Genomic DNA, 23281 nt, shown 5'->3' with positions numbered 1-23281 from the left:
AACGTTCACACGTTGTTCTGACCCTTCTCCAGTCACCCGCAGGCGCTCACGCGCATGCGTCGTTGGAGAAGGTAAAGAACAGGTTTGAGGACGACGGAGCTGCAACGCAGCGACGGTTGACCCGAAAACCAACAAATTCTTGCTCGTAGATGACCTGGTGGTCATGGCGAGGGGCCCGCACCCGATCCCATTCCGAACTCGGCCGTGAAAACCCTCCGCGCCAATGGTACTGCGTCTTAAGGCGTGGGAGAGTAGGTCGCCGCCAGGTCATCTACGAACAAGACAAAAATCTTAACCTCTGAACAGATCCGATAAAGCCCCGTGAACAGTTGTTCGCGGGGTTTTTCTTTGCGTCGAGGGCCGCGTAGAGTTGTTAAGTTTGTCAGGTTGATTTGTGGGAGAGCATGTCGGTGACTGGTTTGGTTCTTGGCGGATTAGGGCTGTTGCTGCTCGGCATGGCTTTGATGACCGACGGGCTGAAGCTCGCCGCCGGCAGGTCCCTGCATGCCTGGCTGCGCCGCTTTACCGACTCTCCCCTCAGGGGACTTGCTGCCGGTATTGGTATTACAGCCGCTGTCCAATCGTCTTCGGCGGTTACCATGGCCACTCTCGGGTTCGCCAATGCGGGTCTGCTGACGCTGGAGCGTGCCGCGTGGCTGGTTTATGGCAGTAACATCGGCACCACGGTTACGGGGTGGCTGGTCAGTCTGATCGGGTTGAACTTCAAGATTGAGGCTTTTGCCCTGCCTCTGACCGGGATCGGTGTCCTGATCCGGATCTTCTGCCGCAACGAGCGGATGGTCGCCTTCGGGACCGCTGTTGCCGGTTTTGGAATCCTGTTTCTCGGTCTCGGTTTCCTGAAATCGGCTTTCGGTGAGCTGGGAGCGGATTTTGAGAAGCTCACCGTCGGTGCCGTCGGGGCGCCAGGGCTGATTTACGGGGTGCTGCTCGGCATTTTCATGACCGTGCTCATGCAATCTTCAAGCGCGGCCATCGCTTTGATCCTGACGGCTCATGCGCAGGGGCTGGTCGGTGAAACAGTAGGAGCGGCATTGGTCGTCGGTGCCAATATTGGTACCACGTCGACCGCGATACTGGGAGCGCTTGGAGCGACTGCCAATGCAAAGCGGCTGGCGGCGCTTCATGTTGCCTTCAATATCATTACTGGTATTGCCGCCCTGCTATTGCTCGGGCCGATGCTCTGGTTCATCGGAGTGTTGCGCGACTGGCTTGGCGCGATCGGGGACACAGCGTTCACGCTCGCCATTTTCCACACAGGCTTCAACATTCTCGGTGTGCTGCTGATCTGGCCTATATCGGCGCGTCTCACCAAATGGCTGACCGGGCATATATCCGGTTCGTCCGAGATGATTTCGCAACCGCGCTTCCTCGACCGAAGTGTGCTGTCCCTGCCTGAATCTGGTGTGAGGGCGGCCGAACTTGAATTGCGGCTGGTGGGGCAACACCTGGCGTTGGCAGCGCGGCAGGTCACAGGAACCGGCAAAGTCGCCGGGCTTGATCGTTTCCTCGATGATCTGAGGGACCTGTTGAAGAATATTGACGAATTTCTGGTCCAGTTGAGTCAGACGCGGATGGCCGGCGAGGCCGCGCAGTCGTTGATGCATCTCGTGACGGCGCATTCCCGGTACGACGCGGCTCTCCGGGCTCTTTCAGTCTTGACTGAGTTGCGTGAGGCGAAAGCGGAGACAAGCGTCGATGTGCTTTCCGCTGCAAGTCAGGCGCGCTTCGACAATGTTCTGCGCTATGCGAACCCGAATGACGCCGCTTTTTCGCCGACGTCAGGTCGTGCCGAGAACAAGTCTTTCCGGCAGGTACGAAGCGAAGACAGGAGAGCCTGGCTGCAACGTGCCTCGGCGATAGAGGGAAAGATGGACGACGTGTCTCTCGCTCTGCAGTGGATTACGACGATATCTCAGTTCAGTAATCAGTATTCAAAGGCGGCAAGGGCAATTGAACGGGCGAGCCGCGCAGAAGGTGGAGCGGAAGAGGCTGTAACGCCCGTGGTGAACAGAGATACCGAAACAGTCGAAACGTCGGCAGGAACGTAGAAGCTCGATTGTGCCAGCAGGTGCCAGCCTTTCAAGCCAGCACCTGCTTCTGTCGCGATTTACACTACAGTCCGCACCCTGTTCAGGAAGTCTCCGACGACGGATCTCAGCGATTCCGCCTGCACCGACAGCTCACTCGCGGCGCCATTGACCTCGTGAGCCGTGCGATTGGTTTCCTGCGCGGATGCTGTGACGGCCGTGATGTTTTCCGTCACTTCGGAGGTCCCAGCTGAGGCCTGCTCGATATTGCCGGCAATTTCCCGCGTGGCGGCGGACTGTTCTTCCACGGCGGCGGAAACGGCTGCGTTCGCTTCGCTGATCGTGTTTACCTGGGTGGAGATGTCGCGAATACCGGTAATGGTATGTTTGCTCGCTTCCTCGATACTCCGGACGAAGCCGTTGATTTCCTCGGTTGCGCCGCTGGTCTGATTGGCCAGTGCCTTGACCTCGTTTGCAACCACGGCGAAGCCTTTGCCGGCTTCACCGGCCCGCGCAGCTTCAATTGTGGCGTTGAGTGCAAGCAGGTTCGTTTGCTCGGCGATCTCGCTGATGATCTTGAGGGCACCGACGATGTTCGCGGTAGCCTGCTCCAGACTATCCACGCGCTGGGTTACTTGGCCCGTCAGCGCGGCGGCGTCATTGGCGACGCTGGATGCGTGCGAGACCTGCTGGCTGATTTCCGTGATCGAGGACGAAAGCTGCTCCGAGGCCGAGGCAACGGACTGGACATTGACTGAGGCTTCTTCAGCGGCCGCAGCGACGGATGTCGCTCTCTCGCTGGTGTCGGATGCGATATTCTGCATCGATTCCGAAGAGGACATCAGCTCGGTCGACGCGGACGCGACAGTCTCGACGATGCTCTGCACGGTCGCCTCGAAAGCGGCTGTCGCACCGGAAAAGTCCTGGACGCGCTTGTCGATCGTGGAAAGGGCGTTGTTGACTGAACGGGACGCATTCAGGAAGTCTCCCTGCATCCCGGTCTCGATGATCTTGCGATAGTACTTGTTCTCGCTGACATGGGACATGCAGGCGGCGGATTCCCGGAGATAGGAGTCGCAGCGATCGACGAGATCGTTGACCAGGTGGAGCAGTTCCGCTGTCTCCGAATTTCCGGAGATCTGGGTAATTCGCTGATCAAAATCACCTTTTACGAGCTTCTTCAGGACGGGAATGGCGGCCTTGACGTCCTTGCTGCTGGCTGATCCGAACATCTAAACCCCCAATGCAAACATGAGTTCGTTGAATGACATGTTCTTCGAGCGGAGAAGGTCGAGGACATGCTTTTCGCCGGCTGCCAGGACATCCTTCGGGCTGCCGGCGCTGCGTTCTATCTTGAGCAGCTGTGTGTAGAGCGGCTGGATATGCTCGCGGATCACGACATGGTTCGGCGCGCGCCGGTTGCTGTGGTAGCCGATGATCGACTTGTTCGCGCCAAAGTTCGGGGTCACATGGGCGAGGACCCAATAGTGATCGCCGTTCTTCGCCCTGTTATTCACGTAGGCGAAGATCTCGTCTCCGCCCTTGATGGTGTCCCACAAGAGTTTGAACACCGTGCGCGGCATTTCCGGGTGACGGATGATGTTGTGCTGGGCGCCGATGCATTCGGCAGGCGTGTAACCGGCGAACTTGTAGAATGTCCGGTTCGCGTAACGGATTTTTCCTGAGGTATCCGTCTTGGTCACGATCAACTCATCCGGTGCCAGCGATCGCTCGACACGGGTTAGAGACGCGTTTTTATTGTGCATTTAACACCTGTCAGTATTGAAGCAAGCCGCGCCCCGCGTCGGGAGCGGCACCGATAATCCAAGGAACCAGGGGGTAAGTCAGAAGGTCAGAATGTGACGGCATGCATACCCGGTGAGGCGAATAAATGGAAGGCAGATGATGGAGAGGGATGTTTTGTCGCAATCTCTTTGCTGAGGCGCGGGCTCTAGGCCTGCATATTGCGCGGAGCCTTCCCGTGCGTGGCGCGGAATGCGCGGGTGAAAGCGCTCGGATCGGAATAGCCGCAGCGTAGAGAAATCTCGGCAATCGAGAGATCGCCGTCGCGCACCAGCCGCAGTGCTTCCGCCATGCGGAGCTGACGGTAGACGGTCCTCGGCGTTGCTCCGAAGGCCCGGCGGAAGCGGTCTTCCAGATCGCGTTGCCGGCATCCGGCGGCGCGGGCCAGTGCCGAAACCGACAACGGTGTTTCCAGATTGCCCCGCATCACTGTCAGCGCCCTTTGCACCCGGCGGTCGCCTGGCGTCGGCACACCGCGCGCGCCGGCACTCTCGTCTCCCTGCATGAACAGACCGGCGATCTCGATGGAGACTGCCGCGCCGTGTGTTGAAGCAATCAGGTGCTGGACCAGCTCAAAGGCGGTTGTGGCGCCGCCTGCACTCATCCGGTCCCGGTCGACGATCCAGCGCTCCCGGACGGCGGTCACGTCCGGAAAGCGTTCCGAAAAGCGCTCGAACTCGTCGAAATGAATGGTCGCACTGTAGCCGTTCAGCAGGCCCGCCTCCGCCAGCAGCCAGCTCCCTGCATCAAGCCCGGCCAGCGTCTCGAACCGGTGTGCGGCCGCCCGGAGCGCGTCGAGGCAGGCAGGGGTGCCGTAGGTCCGGTAGGCGTAGCTTGGCAGGATGAACAATGCATCGCCGCCGGGCATGTCCGACAGTTTGCCGTCGGGCATCAACTGCATGCCGCTTGAGGACGTGACCGGCCCGCCATCGAGGCTAAGCAGGCGCCAGCGATAGGCGATGCGGCCGAGAGCATCGTTCGCGGCCCGCATCGGCTCGACGGTGTTGGCGAGGCAGTAGTTGGAAAAGCGGTTGAACAGCAGGACCGCGATTTCCTGGGTGCCGTCGCTCTGATTGATCCAAATAGGCATGATAAAGAGCTAAAACGGCATGATGGCCTCTGTCAACGCATCCTAGGCTGGCGGCGATTGAAAGACTGCTTATGGGAGTTTGCGATGCCGCTCGAAATGAACCGCGAGGTTTTCATCACCTGTGCCGTAACCGGTTCCGGAGGCACGCAGGACCGCAGCCCGCATGTGCCGCGCAGCCCGCAACAGATTGCCGAGAGCGCGATTGCCGCTGCCAGGGCGGGAGCGGCCGTGGTCCATTGCCATGTGCGCGATCCCGAAACCGGTGCGCCTGCCCGTGACCTGAAGCTCTATCGCGAACTGACAGACCGTATTCGCGATGCCGAGGTGGACATGGTGTTGAACCTGACATCCGGCATGGGCGGCGATCTGGTGTTCGGTAGCCCGTCCCAGCCGCTGCCGCTGGTCGAGGGCACGGACATGATCGGTGCCGAGGAACGTGTCGCCCATATCGCCGAGTGCCGGCCGGAACTCTGCACGCTCGATTGTGGCACCATGAACTTCGCCGAAAAAGACTACGTCATGACCAACACCCCTGGGATGCTCGAGGCGATGGGCTCGATGATGACGAAGCTCGGCGTGAAGCCGGAGATCGAGGCTTTCGATACAGGTCATCTCTGGCTGGCCAAGAAGCTGGTCGATGACGGTGTGCTGGAAAGCCCCGCCCTGGTGCAGCTCTGCATGGGCGTGCCGTGGGGCGCGCCGGACGATTTGAATACACTGATGGCAATGGTCAACAATGTGCCGGCTGACTGGAACTGGTCGGCCTTCGCCCTTGGGCGCCACCAGATGCCCTATGTTGCCGCCTCGGTGCTGGCCGGCGGCAATGTCCGTGTCGGACTTGAGGACAACCTCTGGCTTGCCAAGGGACAGCTCGCGACCAATGCGCAGCTGGTCGAGAAAGCAGTCACCATCATTGAAAATCTCGGCGCGACCGTGATCGGCCCGGATGCCGTCCGCAAGAAGCTCGGCCTCGTGAAGCGGGCCCCGAAATGAGTGCTGCACGCAAAACAGCCGCCATTATCGGCGGCGGCGTCATCGGTGGCGCTTGGGCGGCGCGCTTCCTGCTGAACGGTTGGGACGTCCGGCTGTTCGATCCGGATGCGGAAGCCGAGCGCAAAATGGCGGAAGTACTGGGTAATGCCCGGCATGCCCTGCCGATGCTGTACGAGACCGCACTCCCGGCGGAAGGCACGCTGAGCCACGTCGAGACCATTGCGGATGCGGTCACCGGTGTTGACTGGATCCAGGAGAGCGTGCCCGAGCGGCTCGACCTGAAACACAAGGTCTTCGCGGAAATCGAGGCGGCCACTGGTGTGCAGACGCCGATCGGCTCTTCCACCTCCGGCTTCAAACCCTCGGAGCTGGGTGAGGGGGCTGTAAATCCGGGACGTATCTTTGTCGCCCATCCGTTCAACCCGGTCTATCTGCTGCCGCTGATCGAGGTTGTGCCGGGGCCGGGGGCGGACTTGGGAGTGATCGAGAAGGCCGAGGGCCTGTTGCGTTCCGTTGGTTGCTACCCGCTTCGGGTCCGGGCCGAGATCGACGCCCATATCGCCGACCGCTTCCTCGAAGCTGTCTGGCGCGAGGCGCTCTGGCTGGTGAAGGACGGTGTCGCGACCACCGAAGAGATCGACAATGCGATCCGCTACGGTTTCGGCCTGCGCTGGGCGCAGATGGGCCTGTTCGAGACATACCGGATTGCTGGCGGCGAAGCGGGCATGGCCCACTTCATCGCCCAGTTCGGCCCGTGCCTGCAATGGCCGTGGACCAAGCTGATGGACGTGCCGGAGCTGACCGACGATCTGGTCAAACAGATCGCGGACCAGTCCGACGCCCAGTCCGGCGCGCTGTCGATCCGGGAGCTGGAACGGCTGCGGGATAACAACCTCGTCGCCATGATGCGGGCGCTGAAGGGGCAGGGAGCCGCCGTCGGCAAGTTGATTGCCGTGCATGAGGGCACGCTGGCCAAACCGGCAGCTGAAGGTGAGCTGGTGCGCTCCGTGGACCGCATCGTGCCCGTCGACTGGACGGATTATAACGGCCACATGAACGAAAGCCGGTATGGCCAGGTCTTCTCGGACGCGGCTGACGCGATGATGAAGCTGGTCGGCGCGGATACCGCCTATATCGATAGCGGCAAAAGCTACTTCACGGTCGACAGCCGCATTCGCTACCTCAACGAAACCCTCGCCGGTCAGCGCATTGTAGTCGACAGTCAGGTGCTCGAAGGCAAGGGCAAGAAATACCGCGTCTTCCACCGGATGAAGAACGAGGCGGGTGAGGAGTTGGCGACGGGTGAGCAGCTCATGATCCATGTGGATCTGACCACCCGAAGCTCCTCTGTGCCGGATGCCTCCGTTTTGGAAAAGCTCGAAGCCCTTGCGGCGGCTCATGCCACGCTGCCGCAACCGGATCCGTCGGAGGTGCTCTGATGCATTTCGGGCTGAGCGAAGAGCAGGAGATGATCGTCTCGACGGTGCGTGAGTTCGTCGAGACCGAGATTTATCCACATGAAGCCGAAGTGGAACGCACCGGCGAGGTGCGCCCGGAACTGGCCGAGGCGATCAAGCAGAAATGCCTCGATATCGGTTTCTATGCCTCGAACTTCCCCGAAGAGGTTGGTGGCGGCGGGTTGAGCCATCTCGAGTTCGCGTTGGTCGAGCGTGAGCTTGGCCGTGGCTCCATGGCGCTGACCCATTTCTTCGGCCGTCCGCAGAATATCCTGATGGCCTGCAAGGGCGACCAGATCGAGCGTTACCTGACTCCGGCGGTTAAGGGCGAGCGGATGGATGCGCTTGCCATGACGGAGCCGGGGGCCGGGTCTGACGTGCGCGGCATGACCTGTTCGGCGAAGCGGGACGGCGGCGACTGGGTGCTGAACGGCAGCAAGCATTTCATCTCCGGCGCCGATCATGCGGATTTCATCATCGTCTTCGTGGCGACCGGTGAGGACGACACCCCGCGCGGCCCGAAAAAGCGGATCACGACCTTCCTTGTAGACCGGGGCACGCCCGGCTTCACCATCCGCGACGGCTACAAGTCGGTCAGCCATCGCGGTTACAAGAACATGATCCTCGAATTCGACGATTGCCGGCTGCCGGACGCCCAGGTGCTGGGCGAGGTCGATGGCGGGTTCGAGGTGATGAACGAATGGCTCTACGCCACCCGCATCACGGTCGCCACCATGGCCGTCGGCAGGGCCCGGCGCTGCTTTGACATGGGGCTTGCCTATGCCGCCGAGCGAAAGCAGTTCGGCCAGGCTATCGGCAAGTTCCAGGGCATCAGTTTCCAGCTCGCCGACATGATCACGGAGATTGATGCCGCAGACTGGCTGACACTCGCGTCGGCCTGGAGGCTCGATCAGGGGCTGCCGGCTAACCGGGAGATAGCCAGCGCGAAGGTCTATGCCTCGGAGATGCTGGCCCGGGTCACGGACGCCACATTGCAGATCTATGGCGGCATGGGGCTGATGGATGATTTCCCGATCGAACGGTTCTGGCGCGATGCCCGGGTCGAGCGGATCTGGGACGGCACGTCTGAAATCCAGCGTCACATCATCAGCCGGGAACTCCTCCGGCCGCTGGGCGCCTGATACCACATGTCATCAGGTCTCGAACGGCTGCTCCGGCCCCAATCCATCGCGGTGATCGGGGGCGGTGCCTGGTGTGCGAATGTCGTCGCCGAATGCCGCAAGATCGGCTTCGAGGGCGCGCTCTGGCCGATTCATCCGAAACGGGGGGAGATTGCGGGCGTTCCGACCTATCCCGCGATCGCGGATCTGCCGGATGCGCCTGACGCCACCTTCATCGGCATCAATCGCCACGCCACCGTCGATGCGGTGGCGGAGCTGGCAGAGATGGGGGCGGGCGGCGCCGTCTGTTTCGCCAGCGGGTTTCGCGAGGCGGACAGGGAAACCGGCGACGGTGCGGCCCTGCAGGAGAGGCTGCTGGAGGTTGCGGGCGACATGGTCCTGCTCGGCCCGAACTGCTACGGGCTGATCAACTATCTTGACGGCGCGGCCCTCTGGCCCGACCTGCATGGCGGGAGCCAGGCCAAAAGCGGTGTGGCAATCGTCGCCCAGTCATCCAACATCGCCATCAATCTGACCATGCAGCGGCGTGGCCTGCCGCTGGCTTATGTGGTGACCGTCGGAAATCAGGCGCAGACCGGTTTCGCCGAAGTCGGCATGTGCCTGCTGGATGATCCACGGGTGACTGCGCTTGGCCTTTATATCGAGGGTGTTGGCGATCTCAGGGCTTTCGAGGAGCTGTCGGAGAAGGCGCGCAGGCTCGGCAAGCCCATCGTTGCGCTCAAGGTCGGCCGGTCTGATGAAGCGCGGACGGGAGCTGTCTCTCACACCGCCTCCCTTGCGGGGAGCGATGCAGGCGCGACGGCGCTGCTGGAGCGGCTCGGCATTGCCGAAATACGCAGCCTTCCGGCCCTGCTGGAGACCCTGAAACTGCTGCATGTGACAGGGCCTTTGCTATCGAACAGGATCGCTTCCATGTCCTGCTCCGGCGGGGAGGCCAGTCTGATGGCCGACACCGGCTTGTCGCGGGGCGTCGTCTATCCGCAGCTGCAAGACGCGCAGCGCTCGGATCTTGCCGGTGCGCTCGGCCCGAAAGTGACGCTCGCCAATCCGCTCGACTACCACACCTATATCTGGGGCGACGAAGCGGCGGTCGAGAAGACCTTTACCGCCATGATGCAGGGCAGCGGTCTTGCGCTCGGGATCGTTGTGCTCGACTTTCCAAAGGTTGAGCTCGGCGGCGCCGCCGAATGGGATCAGGTGATCCGCGCTGTCCACAAGACAATGGCGAACAGCGGAAAGCCGATGGCGATCCTCGCGTCCCTGCCGGAGAACCTTCCGGAAAAGGTGGCGGAAACCCTGTTCGATCTCGGTATTGTGCCTTTCACCGGCATGGATGAGGCTCTGACCGCGATCGCTGCCGCGGCCTGGCTTGGGGCGGATCGCTCGCCTTCCGAGCCGCTGCTTCTTCCCGGGACGCCGGGAAATCTGCGCACTTATGCGGAGCGGGAGGCGAAAGACGCTCTGGCTCGTCACGGCCTTTGCGTGCCGAAAAGTATCGAGGCGTCTAATGCGGAAAGTGCGGCGGCGGCCGTCGGCGAAATCGGTTTTCCCCTGGTGCTGAAAGGTATCGGGATCGCGCACAAGACCGAGGCGGGGGCGGTCCGGATAGGGCTCGCAAGTGCGGAAGATGTGCGTGTAGCGGCCTGCGCCATGCCGACGGAGCAGTTCCTTGTCGAGCAGATGGTCTCGGGTGCGGTTGCCGAGTTGCTGGTCGGCGTGACGCTGGATCCGGCGCATGGTTATGTTCTGACGCTTGCCGCCGGCGGCGTGCAGACGGAGATATTGAAGGACAGTGCGATGCTGCTGCTGCCCGCCTCTGATGCGGAGATCGAGGCGGCGCTGGACAGGCTCCGGATCGCGCCGTTGCTCGCTGGATATCGCGGAGCGCCGCCTGCGGACAGGGTGGCGATTGTCGCCGCTGTGCGGGCTGTGCAGGATTTTGTGGCCTCCCATGACGGGCGGGTCAGCGAAGTGGAAATCAACCCGCTGCTCTGCTTGCCCGAGGGCGCGGTTGCAGTGGATGCCCTGATCAGGATGGGAGACGACAATGAGTGAAGGCCCGATCAAGACCCGGCGCGATGGCCATGTGCTGGAAGTGACGCTGGACCGGCCGAAGGCCAATGCCATCGATCTCGCGACCAGCCGGATCATGGGGGATACCTTCGCCGCCTTTCGGGACGATCCGGAGCTGCGGGTCTGCATCGTCACCGGCGCGGGTGAGAAGTTCTTCTGCCCGGGATGGGATCTGAAGGCTGCTGCCGCCGGGGATGAGGTCGACGGAGATTACGGCGTTGGCGGTTTTGGCGGGTTGCAGGAACTGCGCGGCTTGAACAAACCGGTGATCGCGGCGGTGAACGGGATCTGCTGCGGCGGCGGGCTGGAGCTCGCTCTCTCCGCCGACATCATCCTCGCCGCCGATCACGCGACCTTCGCGCTGCCGGAGATCCGCTCCGGTACCGTGGCTGACGCGGCGACGGTGAAGCTGCCGAAGCGCATTCCCTATCACATCGCCATGGAAATGTTGTTCACCGGGCGCTGGATTGAGGTCGAGGAGGCCGCGCGCTGGGGCCTGGTGAACCATGTCTATCCGGGCGCGTCCCTGATGGACGAGGCGCGGGCGCTCGCAAATCATCTCGCCTCAGGCCCACCGCTGGTCTTTTCCGCCATCAAGGAGATCGTCCGCGAGGCCGAGGACATGACCTTCCAGGACGCGATGAACCGGATCACCAAGCGCCAGTTCGAGACCGTCGACCGGCTCTATTCATCGGAAGATAACCGGGAAGGCTATACCGCCTTCGCCGAAGGCCGGGATCCGGTCTGGAAGGGGCGCTGACGCGGCTCTATTCGTCCCGCAGACGGCTTTCTGCGATCTGGCCTGTGGATTCCAGGATCGGATAGGCGACCGAGGTGATGTGGCTGTTGATCCGTTTCAGGTCCCGCAGCACGTCGAGATGCAGGGAAGAGCTGTTCAGCGACTCCGTCTTGCCATCGCGGATGCGATTGTAGTGCGCTTCTGAGTATTTCTGCTCCAGCTCGCGGATATGGACTTTCTGTTCCATCAGGCGTCTGGCGAGACGCGCATCTCCGGTCATGAAGATGCTGAGAGCCAGCTTGAGGTTGGACAGCACGTCGCTGTGCAGTGCCTCCAGCTCCTCCAGCCCGTCCTTGGAGAAGACGCTGCCGTCCTTCAGCTTCTTGGCCGCAAGTTCCAGCAGGTTCTTGTCGATGATGTCGCCGATATGCTCGAGATTCGTGGTGAAAGTCAGGATCTCGACAACGCGGCGGCTTTCCGCCGGATCCAGCTCCTGCCGGGATAGTTTGGTCAGATAGATCTTCACGGCTTCGTGCAGGGAGTCGACGATGTCGTCCTCGCGCTCGATCTCCTTGATCTGGTCGAGGGTGCCGTTGCGCAGCACGTCCATGGTCCGGGACAGCATGTATTCGACGGTGTCGCCCATCCTAAGGGTTTCCCGGGCGGCGGCGGAAAGCGCCACTGACGGCGTGTCGAGGCTTTCCTCTTCCAGATGCTTAGGGGCGAGGATGTCGTCCGGCCCGGCCCGGTCCGGCAGGATGCGGACGACGAGACGCGCCACCCAGCCGACGAACGGCAGGAAGATTATGGCGACCACGAGGTTGAAGCCGGTATGGACGTTGGCGATCAGGTGCGCTGAATCGACTGAAAAGTCCGCAAAATACGGCACGATCCAGGGGATGAAACCGAAGGTCAGAATGACCCCGGTTGCGCGCATCAGGAGATTGCCGACAGGCACTCTGCGGGCAGCGGGATCAGAGCCCCAGTTCATCGCCACGGGGGTGATGGCGCTGCCGATATTCGCGCCGAGCACCATCGCGATGGCCAGATGTATCTCCATCACGCCAAGCGAAACCATCGTCATGATCAGGACAACCACGGTCAGGCTCGAATGGGCGATCCAGGTCAATAGCGCAGCGAACAGGATCGCCAGCAGCGGCTCGCTCTGCAGCGGGGCAAGCAGGAGGGACACAGTCGGCCCCTCGCGCAGTGGAACCGATGCCAGCATGACCATCTTGATCGCCAGCAGCATCAGGCCGAGGCCGATGAAAAACCGCGCGATCGCCCGGCGGCGGGAGTTCTCCGACGAGAGGAAGGCGGTGACGCCGATGAACAGGAAGACCGGCGACATCCAGGAGACGTCGAAGGCCAGAACCTGAACAACGATGGTGCTGCCGACATCCGCGCCGAGCATGAGAGCCAGGCCGGCAGGAACGGCAATCATCCTGCGGCCGCCGAACGACCCCACGATCAGGGCCGTTGCCGTGCTGCTCTGCAGGATGGTTGTGACGCCGAGGCCGGTGAAGAACGAGCTGAACCGGTTCCGTGTGGCCGCTGAGACACCTCGGCGAATCCCGGAGCCGAAGGCCCGTGTCACTCCCGTACGCACCATGCGGACGCCCCAAAGAAGCAGGGCGACTCCGCCAGCAATGTTGATCAGTAGTTCCATGGGCCTGTCCGCGCCTCGGCCGGGCGCTGTTTGATAACGCTGCTAGATAATTGCGTGCCGCACTTTGGCCGACACCCACTCGCTGACCAGCACCGTGATCAGGATCAGGATGAAGATTATGGTCACCTGGGGCCAAGCAAGGACATTCAGCGACTCTTGCAGTCGCAGTCCGAGCCCGCCGGCCCCGACCAGCCCGAGAACTGTTGATTCCCGAATATTGATGTCCCAGCGGAACACAGTGATCCCGGCGAAGGCGGGAAGGATTTGCGGCACGACCGCGTAATCCATGATCTGCGCCTTGCTGGCCCCGGTGGCGGAAACAGCCTCGACCTGGGTCGCGTCGATTTCCTCGATGGCTTCATACAGAAGCTTCGCAACGAAACCGATGGACCGGAAGGCGATGGCGACGATCCCGGCCATCACGCCAGGGCCAATGATTGCCACCAGCAACAGGGCCCAGATCAAGGAGTTGATCGAGCGGCTGGATACAATGATCAGCAGGGCGACGGGCCGAATGAAGCGGGTGCTGGGCGTGGTGTTGCGGGCAGCGAGAAAGGCAACGGGGACGGCCATGAATAACGCCAGCAGGGTGCCGAGCGTGGCAATCGCGATGGTGTCCCAGAGCGGCTCCAGCAGGTTGGGAAGGTACTCCCAGCGCGGCGGGACCATCCGCGATCCGATATCCAGCGCTTGACGCGGAGCGTCATAGACGAAGGCCCAAATCGTGGTCTTCGTCATAATCTGCCAGCAGAATATGAAGAAAGCGGCCAATGCCAGCCAACCCAGCCAGAGAGCAAGCTCCTGCTTGGTCGTGCGTTTGCGCCAGACCGGCCCGGACGTCACTTGTTCGGATGAAGTATCTGTCATCACTGGAGCCATTTCCGCACGTAGCCTGATGAATATTCAGCCGCCATCACGATCAGGATGATCAGGATCAGGATTGCGGCGGCGGAGTCGTATTCGTAGCGGTCCATCGCCGTATTCAGCGTGGCGCCGACACCGCCGGCCCCGACAATGCCGATGACGGCGGACTCGCGGAAATTGATGTCCAGGCGATAGAGGCTGAGCCCGATCAGGCGCGGCATGACCTGTGGCTGGATCGCGTAGGTCACGATCTGCCACCAGCCGGCGCCGGTTGCACGGACGGCCTCGGCCTGGCTCTCGTCGATATCTTCGATATCCTCGGCCAGCAGTTTGGCGAGGAAGCCGATCGTGGCGAAGGACAGGGTCAGGAACCCGGCAAAGGGCCCGAAGCCGAACATCGCGACGAATAGAATAGCGATGATGATTTCCTGAAAGCTGCGGGACAGGGCAATGATGGCCCGGCAGATCGCATAGACAGGTAAGGGGGCGATGTTGCGGGCGGCACCGATCCCGATCGGGACCGAGATAGCGACGCCGGCCACGGTCGAGGTGACAGCCATCGTCAGGCTTTCTTCCATGCCGATCAGGATGTCTTCCCAGCGGCTGGTGAAGTCAGGCAGGAGGAAGCCCTGAATGAAGCGGAGGCCGCGGTCGAGACCTTCCCAGACGCGCATCCAGTTGACCTCGACCGAGCCTACGGCGAGGATCATGTAGAGCAGCGCGCCGAGATAGAGCGTCCAGCGCAGCCAGGCGCGCTTGATGAAGGGGGGACGCGACCAGGTGGTCGGAAAGGCGGGTGCGGTGGCCGTCGTCATGTCAGCCCCGCAAGACGTTCGCGGTCGAGTGCTGCGGCAATTTCCTCGGCACTGTCTTCTGTGCCTTCAGCATCCTCGTCGACCTTGCGGATCGTTGCGGACCAGTCTTCTTCACCGTAGATCCGGGTCAGCACGTCCGCATCCAGCTCATCCGGGCTGCCGTCGAAGACGACTTTGCCGCCCTGCAGGCCGATGATGCGTTGCACGAATTGCTGAGCGAGAGCCACGTCATGAATGTTGATGATGGCGGGCAGGCCGCGCTCGTCGCAGATCTCGATAATGAGACGCATGATCTGGCGTGAGGTTTTCGGATCGAGCGAGGCTGTCGGCTCGTCGATCAGTAGCAGGTCCGGATCCTGCTCGAGCGCCCGGGCAATGCCGACGCGCTGGCGCTGGCCGCCGGACAGGGCATCGGCTCGCTTGTTCACATGATCGCTCAGACCGACGCGGTCCAGCAGGCGGTAGGCGTTCTCGACGGATTTCGGCGGGAATTTGCGAAAGAAGCTGCGCCAGAAACCGACATAACCGAGCCGTCCGGAAAGCACGTTCTCCATGACGGTGAGGCGTTCGACCAGGGCGTATTCCTGGAAGATCATACCGATCCGCCGCCGGGCCTGACGCAGGCCGCCGCGGCTCAGTTGCGTGATATCCAGATCGCCCAGAGAAATTTTCCCTGCCGATGGCTCAACCAGCCGGTTGATGCACCGTATCAGCGTGGATTTGCCGGCTCCCGATGGCCCGATCAGGCCAACGACCTGACCGGGCTCGACCGTGAAACTCACGTCGGTGAGCGCCCGATCGCCTGTCCCATAGACTTTTGACAGACCTTCAAGTCGCAACATTAAGGGCGCTCCTCAACTCATTTTGGCGATCGCTTGGAGCGATCGCCTGTCAGGTTCAATCGGGTGGATTACTTGCAGGCGTAGGAAACGCCGTTGGCCGTGTCGATCTTCCGGATCACGTCCCAGTATTCCTTGTAGGTGATCGGGATGAACTGCTCTTCACCGGAGCGCTTGAACTCTTCTTTAAGAGCCGAGCCTTCCCAGTTGAAGCTGAAGAACGCTTCCTTGATCTTTTCCTGCAGTTCCGGCTTCAGGTTATAGGCATAGCCGAAGCCGGTGGTCGGGAAGGTCTGCGACTTGTAGATCGAGACAACCTGATCCTGCTTGATCACGTCGCGGGCGACCATGCGGTGCCATACGGAGTTGGCGATGGCGGCAGCCGGGTAATCCTTGTTGGCAACGCCGAGAATGGAATTGTCGTGCTTGCCGGAGAAGACCGGCTCGAAATCGCGCTCCGGAATCATATTGTAGTCGGCTTTCAGGATGGCGGAGGGTGCCTTGAAGCCGGAGTTCGAGGTCTGCGAGGTGAAGGCCATCTTCTTGCCCTTGATATCCTCGACCTTCTCAATACCGCTGCCCGGATAGGTGATGATTTCCATGTTGTAGCCGAAGTTACCGTCCTTCGACGCCATCATGGCGAAGGAGACGAAACCGGCGCAGTTCACGGCGAGCGGGTTGGAGCCGGTGTTGAAGCCCGCGACATGCAGGCGGCCGGCGCGCATGGCTTCAATCTGGGCAGCGTTGGACTGAACCGGGAAAAACTGGACCTTCTTGCCGGTCACGTCTTCCATATGGCGCAGGAAGCCGTCCCACACCTTGGCATAAACGGCCGGATCTTCGACCGGCGTATAGGCGAAGATGAGGGTGCTTGGATCAACCTGCTGGCTCGGATCGGTCGGCGTATCGGCGACCAGATCGCCATTCTTGTCCTGGAACCGCGCATCGAGGGCGAAAGACATGCCCGACCATCCCATGGTCACGGCGCCGAAAGCTGCGGCTGCAAAACCGATAATCCCGCGTCTATCCATAACGGGTAACCTCCCTGTTTTTTCCGTTTGAGCCCTTCCTTTATCGGAAGGGTAGTTTCATTTGAAGATATAGACTTTCGTTCGAAAGCGAACCTTTCGTCAGAATGAGCGAATTGTCGAGCGGAACCGTATGGCTATCAAGTAGTTTCAATGTGCCTTGGAGCGGTGCGTGAAAGTTTTCGTTCGCACGTTCGCCCCGATTCAGGGCAAGCACGTCTTTGCGGCAAACGCGAATCGTCGCCGTCGTTCCCTGATATGGCCGCTTCCAGATACGGTTGCGGACGGTCTTTGTTGGCGCTGGCTGTCAGGCCTCGCGATCGAGGGCGCCGATATCCAGCACTGGCGCGGCGTCGATTTCCTCCGCGTCGAGCATCGCTGCGACCCGCTCAAGGCTGGCCACCAGCATCATTTGCTCCCAATTCTCAAGCTTGTCGAAACGGCTTCGGAAGAGCTCCTGAAGATCGTCGGGCGCTTCTTCAAGGACGGTTCGGCCGTTATCGCTCAAGCTGAGCCAAACCTGCCGCCGGTCTGTATGGCCGCGCTTTTTTACGACCAACCCTTTGGTCTCCAGTTTGTGGACCAGAGATGTGGTTGTGGCCTGGGTTATCCCCAGCCGGGACGCAATTGTCCCTGCCGTGCACTCGACCTCGTCGGCGAGGGTTTGCAGCAAAAGCAGCTGAGAGGCCGTGAGCCCCGATTCACGGGAGAGCGCCCGGGCCCGGTTTTCCGTTGCCCGCAATATGCGGCGCAGCACCACGAGGGCGTGTTGTGACTGGTGGTCCATAGTGTCTCCGAAAACTCGCGGCCCGACTATGAACCGAGCGAGGGATAGCGAGAAATTGTTTTAGTTTTATAGGCTAAATAAATATTTCCCTCTTTTGCCCCGCTTGTTTCGATTGTTAGGCATAATAAGCTCTGATTACGACATTCTGGTTTGGCCCGACATTCGGCAAAAAAATTGATTAAAAGCGTAGGAGAAACAGAAATGTCTTATTTGCGACATTTCTCTGTCGTTGACAAAATTAGTTAGACTAACTAAATAACGGCCACCTACTCAAGAGGGGTGGCTATGAAGATCGAGATCTCTAAAGACGGATCCCGCCATAAGGCGGGCCGAAAAAATGGTGTGACCTTTCGTCGTCCGACATCGACGGACGGTGCGTCAGTGTGGAACCTGATAGGTGACCTGGACGCACTCGACGATAATTCCATGTACTGCAACCTCCTGCAGTGCACGCATTTCGCGGAGACCTGCGTGGTTGCGGAGTTGGACGGGGACGTGATCGGCTGGGTATCGGCCTATCTTCCGCCCGCCAAGTCCGGAACCCTGTTTGTCTGGCAGGTCGCGGTTGCTCCCCAGGCGCGCGGACGAGGGCTTGCGAAAGCCATGCTGCGCGACCTGCTGAAGCGGGGCGCCTGCGAAGACGTCACCCATATGGAGAGCACGATTACCAAGGACAACGAAGCGTCCTGGGCTCTCTTCCGGTCGATTGCCGGGGAGATCGAAGGCGATCTCAATCACAATCCCCATTTCCGGCGCGATCAGCATTTCGACGGTGAGCACGCGACGGAACATCTGGTCCGCATCGGGCCAATCGAGCGCGAACGCTACGCCAGCGCGGCCTGATCGCCGCTGCCGTGCCTTCTCCCGGCGCTCGCCCAGCAAAAAAAATATCAGGCTACAAGGAGCCGACAATGACAACGGATCTCTCCATTTACGAGAATGTCGAATCGAACGTGCGCAGCTACTGCCGCAGCTTTCCGACGACCTTTACCAGTGCCTCCGGCGCGGAAATCACCGGCGCGGACGGCAAGACCTATATCGACTTCCTGGCCGGCTGCTCATCCCTGAATTACGGGCATAATGACGAGGACATGAAGCAGGCGCTGGTCGACTACATCACCAGCGACGGGATCACGCACGGTCTCGATTTCCATACCGAAGCCAAGGGCGCCTTCCTGGAGGCGTTCGACCGGATCATCCTGCAGCCGCGCGAGATGGATTATCGGCTGCAATTCACCGGTCCGACCGGCGCCAATGCCGTCGAAGCGGCATTGAAGCTCGCACGGAAGGTCACCGGGCGTGACCGGATCGTTGCTTTCACCAACGGCTTCCACGGCGTGACGCTCGGTGCGCTTGCCTGCACCGGCAACGGCTATCATCGCAAGGGCGCGTCCCGCCCGCTCGATGGTGTCGACCGCATGCCGTACGAGGGCGCTCTCGGCAATGGTATCGACTCCCTCAAGGTGCTTGAGGAAATGTATCGGAATCCGTCCAGCGGTTTCGAGGCGCCGGCAGCTTTTATCCTGGAAACAGTCCAGGGCGAGGGCGGTCTGAACGATGCCAGCGCCGAATGGCTGCAAGGCGTCGAACGACTGGCCCGGGAGCTCGGCTCATTGCTGATCATCGATGATATCCAGGCTGGTTGCGGCCGGACCGGCACCTTCTTCTCATTCGAGAAGATGGGCATCGCGCCGGACATCGTGACCATGGCGAAGTCGCTCTCCGGCATGGGCCTGCCTTTTGCCATGGTGCTGCTGCGTCCGGATCTCGATATCTGGTCGCCGGCTGAGCACAACGGCACGTTCCGGGGCAACAATCACGCCTTCGTCACGGCCCGGGTCACCCTGGAGAAATTCTGGTCCGACGCGAGCTTTTCCCAGAAGGTCGAGGCAAAAGCGGAGTTGCTGGAAGAGCGGCTCAAGAAAATCGCCATCAAGACCGGCGGCAAGGTCAAGGGCCGTGGCATGTTCCGCGGCGTCGATGTCGGCTCCGGCGAGCTGGCGGACGAGATCTGCCGGGAATGTTTCGAGAACGGCCTGATCATCGAGACCTCCGGCGCCTTTGGCGAAGTGGTCAAGGTGCTGGCGCCGCTGAGCATCGATGTTGGACTTTTTGAGCAGGGCCTCGACATTATGGCCAACGCTGCCGATAGCGTGATCAAGGCTCGGCAATCCAAAGCAGCCTGATCTCCTGATCCGATTTCAAAAAACCTGAATAAACGAGAGTTAAAGATGATTGTCCGTACCTATGACGAATGCCGCGACACCGACCGCCATGTTGTGACGGAAGGTTGGGAAAGCGTTCGCATGCTGCTGAAGGACGACAAGATGGGCTTCAGCTTCCACATCACCACCATTTTCCCGAACAGCGAGCACACGTTCGAATACAAGAACCATTTCGAGTCCGTCTATTGCGTCTCCGGCGGCGGATCCATCACCGATGTTGCCAAGAACGAGACCCACGAGATCAAGGTGGGGACCATGTACGCCCTGAACCTGCATGACCGGCATGTCCTGAGGGGCGGCCCGGAAGGCATGGTTGTGGCTTGCTGCTTCAATCCGCCGGTATCCGGCCGCGAAGTGCATGACGAGACCGGCGCCTACGCCGCTGATGTCTAGGACGCGGCCTGATCGGGCCGCGCCGACTGCGCGCGAACAATGCCAACGGAGTAAAGATGCTAGAGCCAATCGCACAGCGCCATACGGTGGAGAAGATCGGCGGCACGTCGATTGCCAATACCGACGTGGTCCTGAATAACGTATTTCTGCGCAGCCATGTGGAAGCGGATCCCTACAACCGCATCTTCGTGGTCTCGGCCTATGCCGGGATGACCGACCGGTTGCTGGAATACAAGAAGACCGGGGCGCCTGGCGTTTTCGCGCATTATGCGGGCTCCGAGTCCGACTGGGCCTGGGGCGACTCGCTGACCGAGCTTGCCGACGAAATGATCGCCAAGAATGCGGACGTGCTGGCCGACCCGGCCTCACGCCGTCTGGCCGATGGTTTCGTCCGCGACCGGGTTGAGGGCGTGCGCAACTGTCTGCTCGATCTGCAGCGACTTTGTACCCACGGCCATTTCCGGCTGGACCACCATATGGAGACGGTGCGGGAAATGCTGGCCGGGCTCGGCGAAGCGCACAGCGCTTTCAACACGACCCTGCTGCTGAAGGATAACGGCATCAATGCCGTCTTTGTCGATCTGACCGGCTGGCGCGACGAAAGCGACCCGACACTGGACGAGCGGATCTCCGGCGCGCTGGAAGGGATCGACTTCGCCCGCGAGCTGCCGGTCGTGACGGGCTACGCCCATTGCCGCGAAGGCATGGTGCGCCGGTTCGACCGTGGTTATACCGAGGTGACGTTCTCCCGCCTTGCGGTGGTGACGGAAGCAAGGGAAGCCGTGATCCACAAGGAGTTCCATCTTTCCAGCGCCGATCCGAAGCTGGTCGGCGAAGGCAAGGTCCGGACTATCGGTCACACCAACTACGATGTGGCGGATCAGCTCTCCAACATGGGCATGGAAGCGGTGCATCCGAACGCGGCCAAGGGGCTTCGCCAGGCGGGTATCCCGCTGCGGGTCCGGAACACGTTCGATCCGGCCGATCCGGGCACCATGTTCGAAGGCGACTATGTCTCTGAAGAGCCGCGTGTCGAGATCGTCACCGGTCTGAAGGACGTGCATGCGCTTGAGTTCTTCGAGCAGGAAATGGTCGGCGTCAAAGGCTATGACACCGGTATTCTTGAGGCGTTGAAGCGGCACAATGTCCGCATCGTCACCAAGAGCTCGAACGCCAATACCATTACCCACTTCCTGGCCGGCTCGCGCAAGGCCGTGAAGCGGGTGATCGCGGATCTCGGCGCAGCCTTCCCGACGGCGGAAATCTCCACCCGGAACGTCGCCATCGTCTCGGCCATCGGCAGCGACATGTCGGTGCCGGGGCTCGACGCAACGGCGCTTGTGGCATTGACGGAAGCCGGCATCGAGTTGCTCGGTGTGCACCGCCTGTCCCGCAAGGTGGACATGATGTTCATCCTGGAAGAGAGCCAGTTCGAGACGGCCATCGCAGCTCTGCATGCGGCGCTGGTTGAAACCGATACGGATACCGCGGCTGAACGCGCCGCCGCCTGAAAGCACCGATAGAGATATTACGGCAAAGGCCGGCCCGATCATGGGCCGGCCTTTTTACCTTCATACGCCTGTAGTCTGTTTTCGCTAGAAAGATCACTTCGAAACCGGGAGTGGCCGATGAGCGGAATTCGCTATCAGGGTGTGTCGAAAAATTTCGGCGATGTCGAGGTCATCAAGAGCCTCGATCTGGAAATCGCCGATGGCGAGTTCGTGGTTTATGTCGGCCCGTCCGGCTGCGGCAAGACGACCCTGCTCCGGATGATGGCCGGGCTTGAGACGGTCTCCGCCGGCCGGATCTTCATCGGCGAGACGGACGTTACCGATGTGCCGCCGAAGGATCGGAATATCTCCATGGTGTTCCAGAATTACGCCCTTTATCCGCATATGAACGTGGCCCAGAATATCGGCTTCGGCCTGCGCCTGAAGGGTGTGCCGCGCGCCGAGCGCGATGCGGCGGTGCGTGAGACGGCGGAGCTGCTCGGTCTTGGCGCCCTGCTGGAGCGCAAGCCACGCGCCCTCTCCGGCGGCCAGCGTCAGCGGGTGGCGATGGGCCGGGCGATCATCCGGCATCCCGAGGTCTTCCTGATGGATGAGCCGCTTTCCAACCTCGACGCCCAGCTCCGCAATCACATGCGCACTGAAATCAAGGCCCTGCAGAGCCGGCTCGGCGTGACCACGATCTATGTGACGCACGATCAGGTCGAGGCCATGACCATGGCGGACAGGATCGTGGTGCTGAACGGCGGCGAGATCCAGCAGGTCGGCACCCCTGATGAGCTTTACTCAAACCCGGCGAACAAGTTCGTCGCGGGCTTCATCGGCGCGCCGGTGATGAATTTCTTTCCGGCGGACTGGCTGCGGGAAGCCGACGCGGGACGGCTCGCGGACGGCGCGTCCGAGATCGGCATCCGGCCGGATCGCCTGCGCCTTTGCCAGAGCGAGGGGCCGCTGCCTGTGCAATGGCGCGCGCGGGTGGAGCTTGTTGAACCGCTCGGTGGCGAGGCGCTGGTTCATGTCGCTTTCGACGGCCAGCGCGCCTGCCTGAAACAGCGTGACTGTGTCCGGCCCGCTGAGGGGGATGAGATAGAGATCGGGTTCGATCTCGGAGATGCACATCTGTTTGCGGCGGATGGAGTGGCGCGGCCTGTGGCTGCTGGCTGAGTGGCCCCTACAATATAGACCTAAACACCGCTGCGACCTGTTCGGTGGTGGGCTTCGGACCCTGGCCGGTGGCATGCATCAGCCCGATCCCGTCGATCAGCCCGGCGCATGTCTCGATCGGGACATCGGCCCGGCCATCCGAGATCAGTCTCAGGAAGAACTCGATCGGCCGCCGCGCCGCCGCGGTCAACTGGGCGCCAACATCTGCCAGATCCTCGCGGCGGGCTGAGGCCATGGTGAGCTCGATCCGGGCCAGAAACAGGTTCCGGGAGTTGTCGGCATAACTGACGACTTCCTCCGCGACATACCGGACCGCCGCGTCCATGCCGTCCTTCGCCGCGATCTCCGCGAAGCCGACCTGAAGCTCGTCGCAGTCCTTTGCCAGAAGCTCCGCAAGATGCTGTGAGGCAGCGACGAGGAGCGAAGCCTTCTTGGGGAAATAGTAGGACGAGGAGCCTTGCGGCAGGCCCGCAACCTCATCGACCGCGCGATGCGTGACGCCTTCCAGGCCCTTGCTGGCGAGCAGGTCGATCACCCCATTCAGAATGGCATCACGACGCGCGGGTTTTTGCATTGAAAATTGTCCTCTACATATGTAGAGATTAAATGCGCAATCGCAGTAAAACCTCTATCGAAACCGGAGC

General features: G+C 61.2%; 21 protein-coding genes and 1 rRNA gene. 12 read left to right on the top strand and 10 right to left on the bottom strand.

The window, feature by feature from the left end; translation table 11 throughout:
• Positions 1–153: 153 nt before the first annotated feature.
• Both rrf and K328_RS25970 read left to right on the top strand, forming a co-directional pair.
• Positions 154–268, top strand: a 5S ribosomal RNA gene (gene rrf, locus K328_RS0117095).
• A gap of 142 nt (positions 269–410) precedes the next feature.
• Positions 411–2069, top strand: coding sequence for a Na/Pi symporter (locus K328_RS25970; RefSeq protein ID WP_169721224.1), 1659 nt, complete (start codon positions 411–413; stop codon positions 2067–2069).
• Positions 2070–2128: 59 nt separating this feature from the next.
• Here K328_RS25970 and K328_RS0117085 read toward each other — a convergent pair whose 3' ends face one another.
• The 3 genes from K328_RS0117085 to K328_RS0117075 all read right to left on the bottom strand — a co-directional run bounded on the left by K328_RS0117085 (position 2129) and on the right by K328_RS0117075 (position 4941).
• The gene (locus K328_RS0117085; RefSeq protein WP_028467017.1) at positions 2129–3280 is read right to left on the bottom strand and encodes a methyl-accepting chemotaxis protein; all 1152 of its coding nucleotides are present in this window, start codon (positions 3278–3280) and stop codon (positions 2129–2131) included.
• On the bottom strand, positions 3281–3814 hold the full coding sequence (locus K328_RS0117080; RefSeq protein ID WP_028467016.1) for a PAS domain-containing protein: 534 nt from the start codon (positions 3812–3814) through the stop codon (positions 3281–3283).
• Positions 3815–3999: 185 nt separating this feature from the next.
• Positions 4000–4941, bottom strand: coding sequence for a GlxA family transcriptional regulator (locus K328_RS0117075; RefSeq protein ID WP_028467015.1), 942 nt, complete (start codon positions 4939–4941; stop codon positions 4000–4002).
• 84 nt (positions 4942–5025) lie between these two features.
• Between K328_RS0117075 and bcoG the strand changes: the two genes are divergently transcribed.
• From bcoG to K328_RS0117050, 5 genes are read left to right on the top strand one after another with little or no spacing between them, the layout of a single operon-like run.
• Complete coding sequence (gene bcoG, locus K328_RS0117070) at positions 5026–5934, top strand: 3-dehydrocarnitine:acetyl-CoA trimethylamine transferase BcoG (RefSeq protein ID WP_028467014.1); 909 nt, start codon at positions 5026–5028, stop codon at positions 5932–5934.
• Complete coding sequence (locus K328_RS0117065; protein WP_028467013.1) at positions 5931–7373, top strand: carnitine 3-dehydrogenase; 1443 nt, start codon at positions 5931–5933, stop codon at positions 7371–7373. The genes bcoG and K328_RS0117065 overlap by 4 nt, the downstream gene beginning before the upstream one ends.
• The gene (locus tag K328_RS0117060; RefSeq protein ID WP_028467012.1) at positions 7373–8533 is read left to right on the top strand and encodes an acyl-CoA dehydrogenase family protein; all 1161 of its coding nucleotides are present in this window, start codon (positions 7373–7375) and stop codon (positions 8531–8533) included. The genes K328_RS0117065 and K328_RS0117060 overlap by 1 nt, the downstream gene beginning before the upstream one ends.
• Before the next feature lie 6 nt (positions 8534–8539).
• Positions 8540–10588, top strand: coding sequence for an acetate--CoA ligase family protein (locus K328_RS0117055; protein WP_028467011.1), 2049 nt, complete (start codon positions 8540–8542; stop codon positions 10586–10588).
• The gene (locus tag K328_RS0117050) at positions 10581–11366 is read left to right on the top strand and encodes a carnitinyl-CoA dehydratase (protein WP_028467010.1); all 786 of its coding nucleotides are present in this window, start codon (positions 10581–10583) and stop codon (positions 11364–11366) included. Before K328_RS0117055 ends, K328_RS0117050 begins: the two co-directional genes overlap by 8 nt.
• Before the next feature lie 7 nt (positions 11367–11373).
• Here K328_RS0117050 and K328_RS0117045 read toward each other — a convergent pair whose 3' ends face one another.
• The 6 genes from K328_RS0117045 to K328_RS0117020 all read right to left on the bottom strand — a co-directional run bounded on the left by K328_RS0117045 (position 11374) and on the right by K328_RS0117020 (position 17347).
• Complete coding sequence (locus K328_RS0117045; RefSeq protein WP_028467009.1) at positions 11374–13014, bottom strand: Na/Pi cotransporter family protein; 1641 nt, start codon at positions 13012–13014, stop codon at positions 11374–11376.
• A 42-nt stretch (positions 13015–13056) separates the two neighbouring features.
• The gene (phnE, locus tag K328_RS0117040; RefSeq protein ID WP_036554766.1) at positions 13057–13881 is read right to left on the bottom strand and encodes a phosphonate ABC transporter, permease protein PhnE; all 825 of its coding nucleotides are present in this window, start codon (positions 13879–13881) and stop codon (positions 13057–13059) included.
• On the bottom strand, positions 13881–14693 hold the full coding sequence (gene phnE, locus K328_RS0117035) for a phosphonate ABC transporter, permease protein PhnE (protein WP_028467007.1): 813 nt from the start codon (positions 14691–14693) through the stop codon (positions 13881–13883). The genes phnE (K328_RS0117040) and phnE (K328_RS0117035) overlap by 1 nt, the downstream gene beginning before the upstream one ends.
• Complete coding sequence (gene phnC, locus K328_RS0117030; protein WP_028467006.1) at positions 14690–15535, bottom strand: phosphonate ABC transporter ATP-binding protein; 846 nt, start codon at positions 15533–15535, stop codon at positions 14690–14692. Before phnC ends, phnE (K328_RS0117035) begins: the two co-directional genes overlap by 4 nt.
• A gap of 68 nt (positions 15536–15603) precedes the next feature.
• A complete protein-coding gene (gene phnD, locus K328_RS0117025) occupies positions 15604–16563 on the bottom strand; it encodes a phosphate/phosphite/phosphonate ABC transporter substrate-binding protein (protein ID WP_028467005.1) in 960 nt (319 codons plus the stop codon).
• A 304-nt stretch (positions 16564–16867) separates the two neighbouring features.
• Positions 16868–17347, bottom strand: a complete 480-nt coding sequence (locus tag K328_RS0117020; protein ID WP_028467004.1) for a MarR family winged helix-turn-helix transcriptional regulator — start codon at positions 17345–17347, stop codon at positions 16868–16870.
• Between the two features lie 342 nt (positions 17348–17689).
• Here K328_RS0117020 and ectA point away from each other — a divergent pair, with 342 nt between their 5' ends.
• The 5 genes from ectA (at position 17690) to K328_RS24565 (ending at position 22637) form a co-directional block, all read left to right on the top strand.
• Positions 17690–18190 carry a diaminobutyrate acetyltransferase gene (gene ectA, locus K328_RS0117015; RefSeq protein ID WP_205620695.1) on the top strand — a complete coding sequence of 167 codons (501 nt, stop codon included), beginning with the start codon at positions 17690–17692 and terminating at the stop codon, positions 18188–18190.
• Positions 18191–18258: 68 nt separating this feature from the next.
• The gene (gene ectB / locus K328_RS0117010; RefSeq protein WP_028467002.1) at positions 18259–19533 is read left to right on the top strand and encodes a diaminobutyrate--2-oxoglutarate transaminase; all 1275 of its coding nucleotides are present in this window, start codon (positions 18259–18261) and stop codon (positions 19531–19533) included.
• A gap of 45 nt (positions 19534–19578) precedes the next feature.
• Positions 19579–19965 (top strand): ectoine synthase, encoded by a 387-nt coding sequence (locus K328_RS0117005; protein WP_028467001.1) that lies wholly within the window; start codon positions 19579–19581, stop codon positions 19963–19965.
• A 56-nt stretch (positions 19966–20021) separates the two neighbouring features.
• Positions 20022–21476 carry an aspartate kinase gene (locus K328_RS0117000; protein WP_028467000.1) on the top strand — a complete coding sequence of 485 codons (1455 nt, stop codon included), beginning with the start codon at positions 20022–20024 and terminating at the stop codon, positions 21474–21476.
• A 117-nt stretch (positions 21477–21593) separates the two neighbouring features.
• Complete coding sequence (locus tag K328_RS24565; RefSeq protein ID WP_051285022.1) at positions 21594–22637, top strand: ABC transporter ATP-binding protein; 1044 nt, start codon at positions 21594–21596, stop codon at positions 22635–22637.
• A 7-nt stretch (positions 22638–22644) separates the two neighbouring features.
• On the opposite strand, the gene K328_RS0116990 is transcribed toward K328_RS24565, so the two are convergent.
• Positions 22645–23211 (bottom strand): TetR/AcrR family transcriptional regulator, encoded by a 567-nt coding sequence (locus K328_RS0116990; protein ID WP_028466999.1) that lies wholly within the window; start codon positions 23209–23211, stop codon positions 22645–22647.
• Positions 23212–23281 lie beyond the last annotated feature (70 nt).

Source organism: Nisaea denitrificans DSM 18348 (genome assembly GCF_000426505.1).
GTDB lineage: Bacteria > Pseudomonadota > Alphaproteobacteria > Thalassobaculales > Thalassobaculaceae > Nisaea > Nisaea denitrificans.
This window is presented reverse-complemented; position numbering and strand designations above follow the sequence as displayed.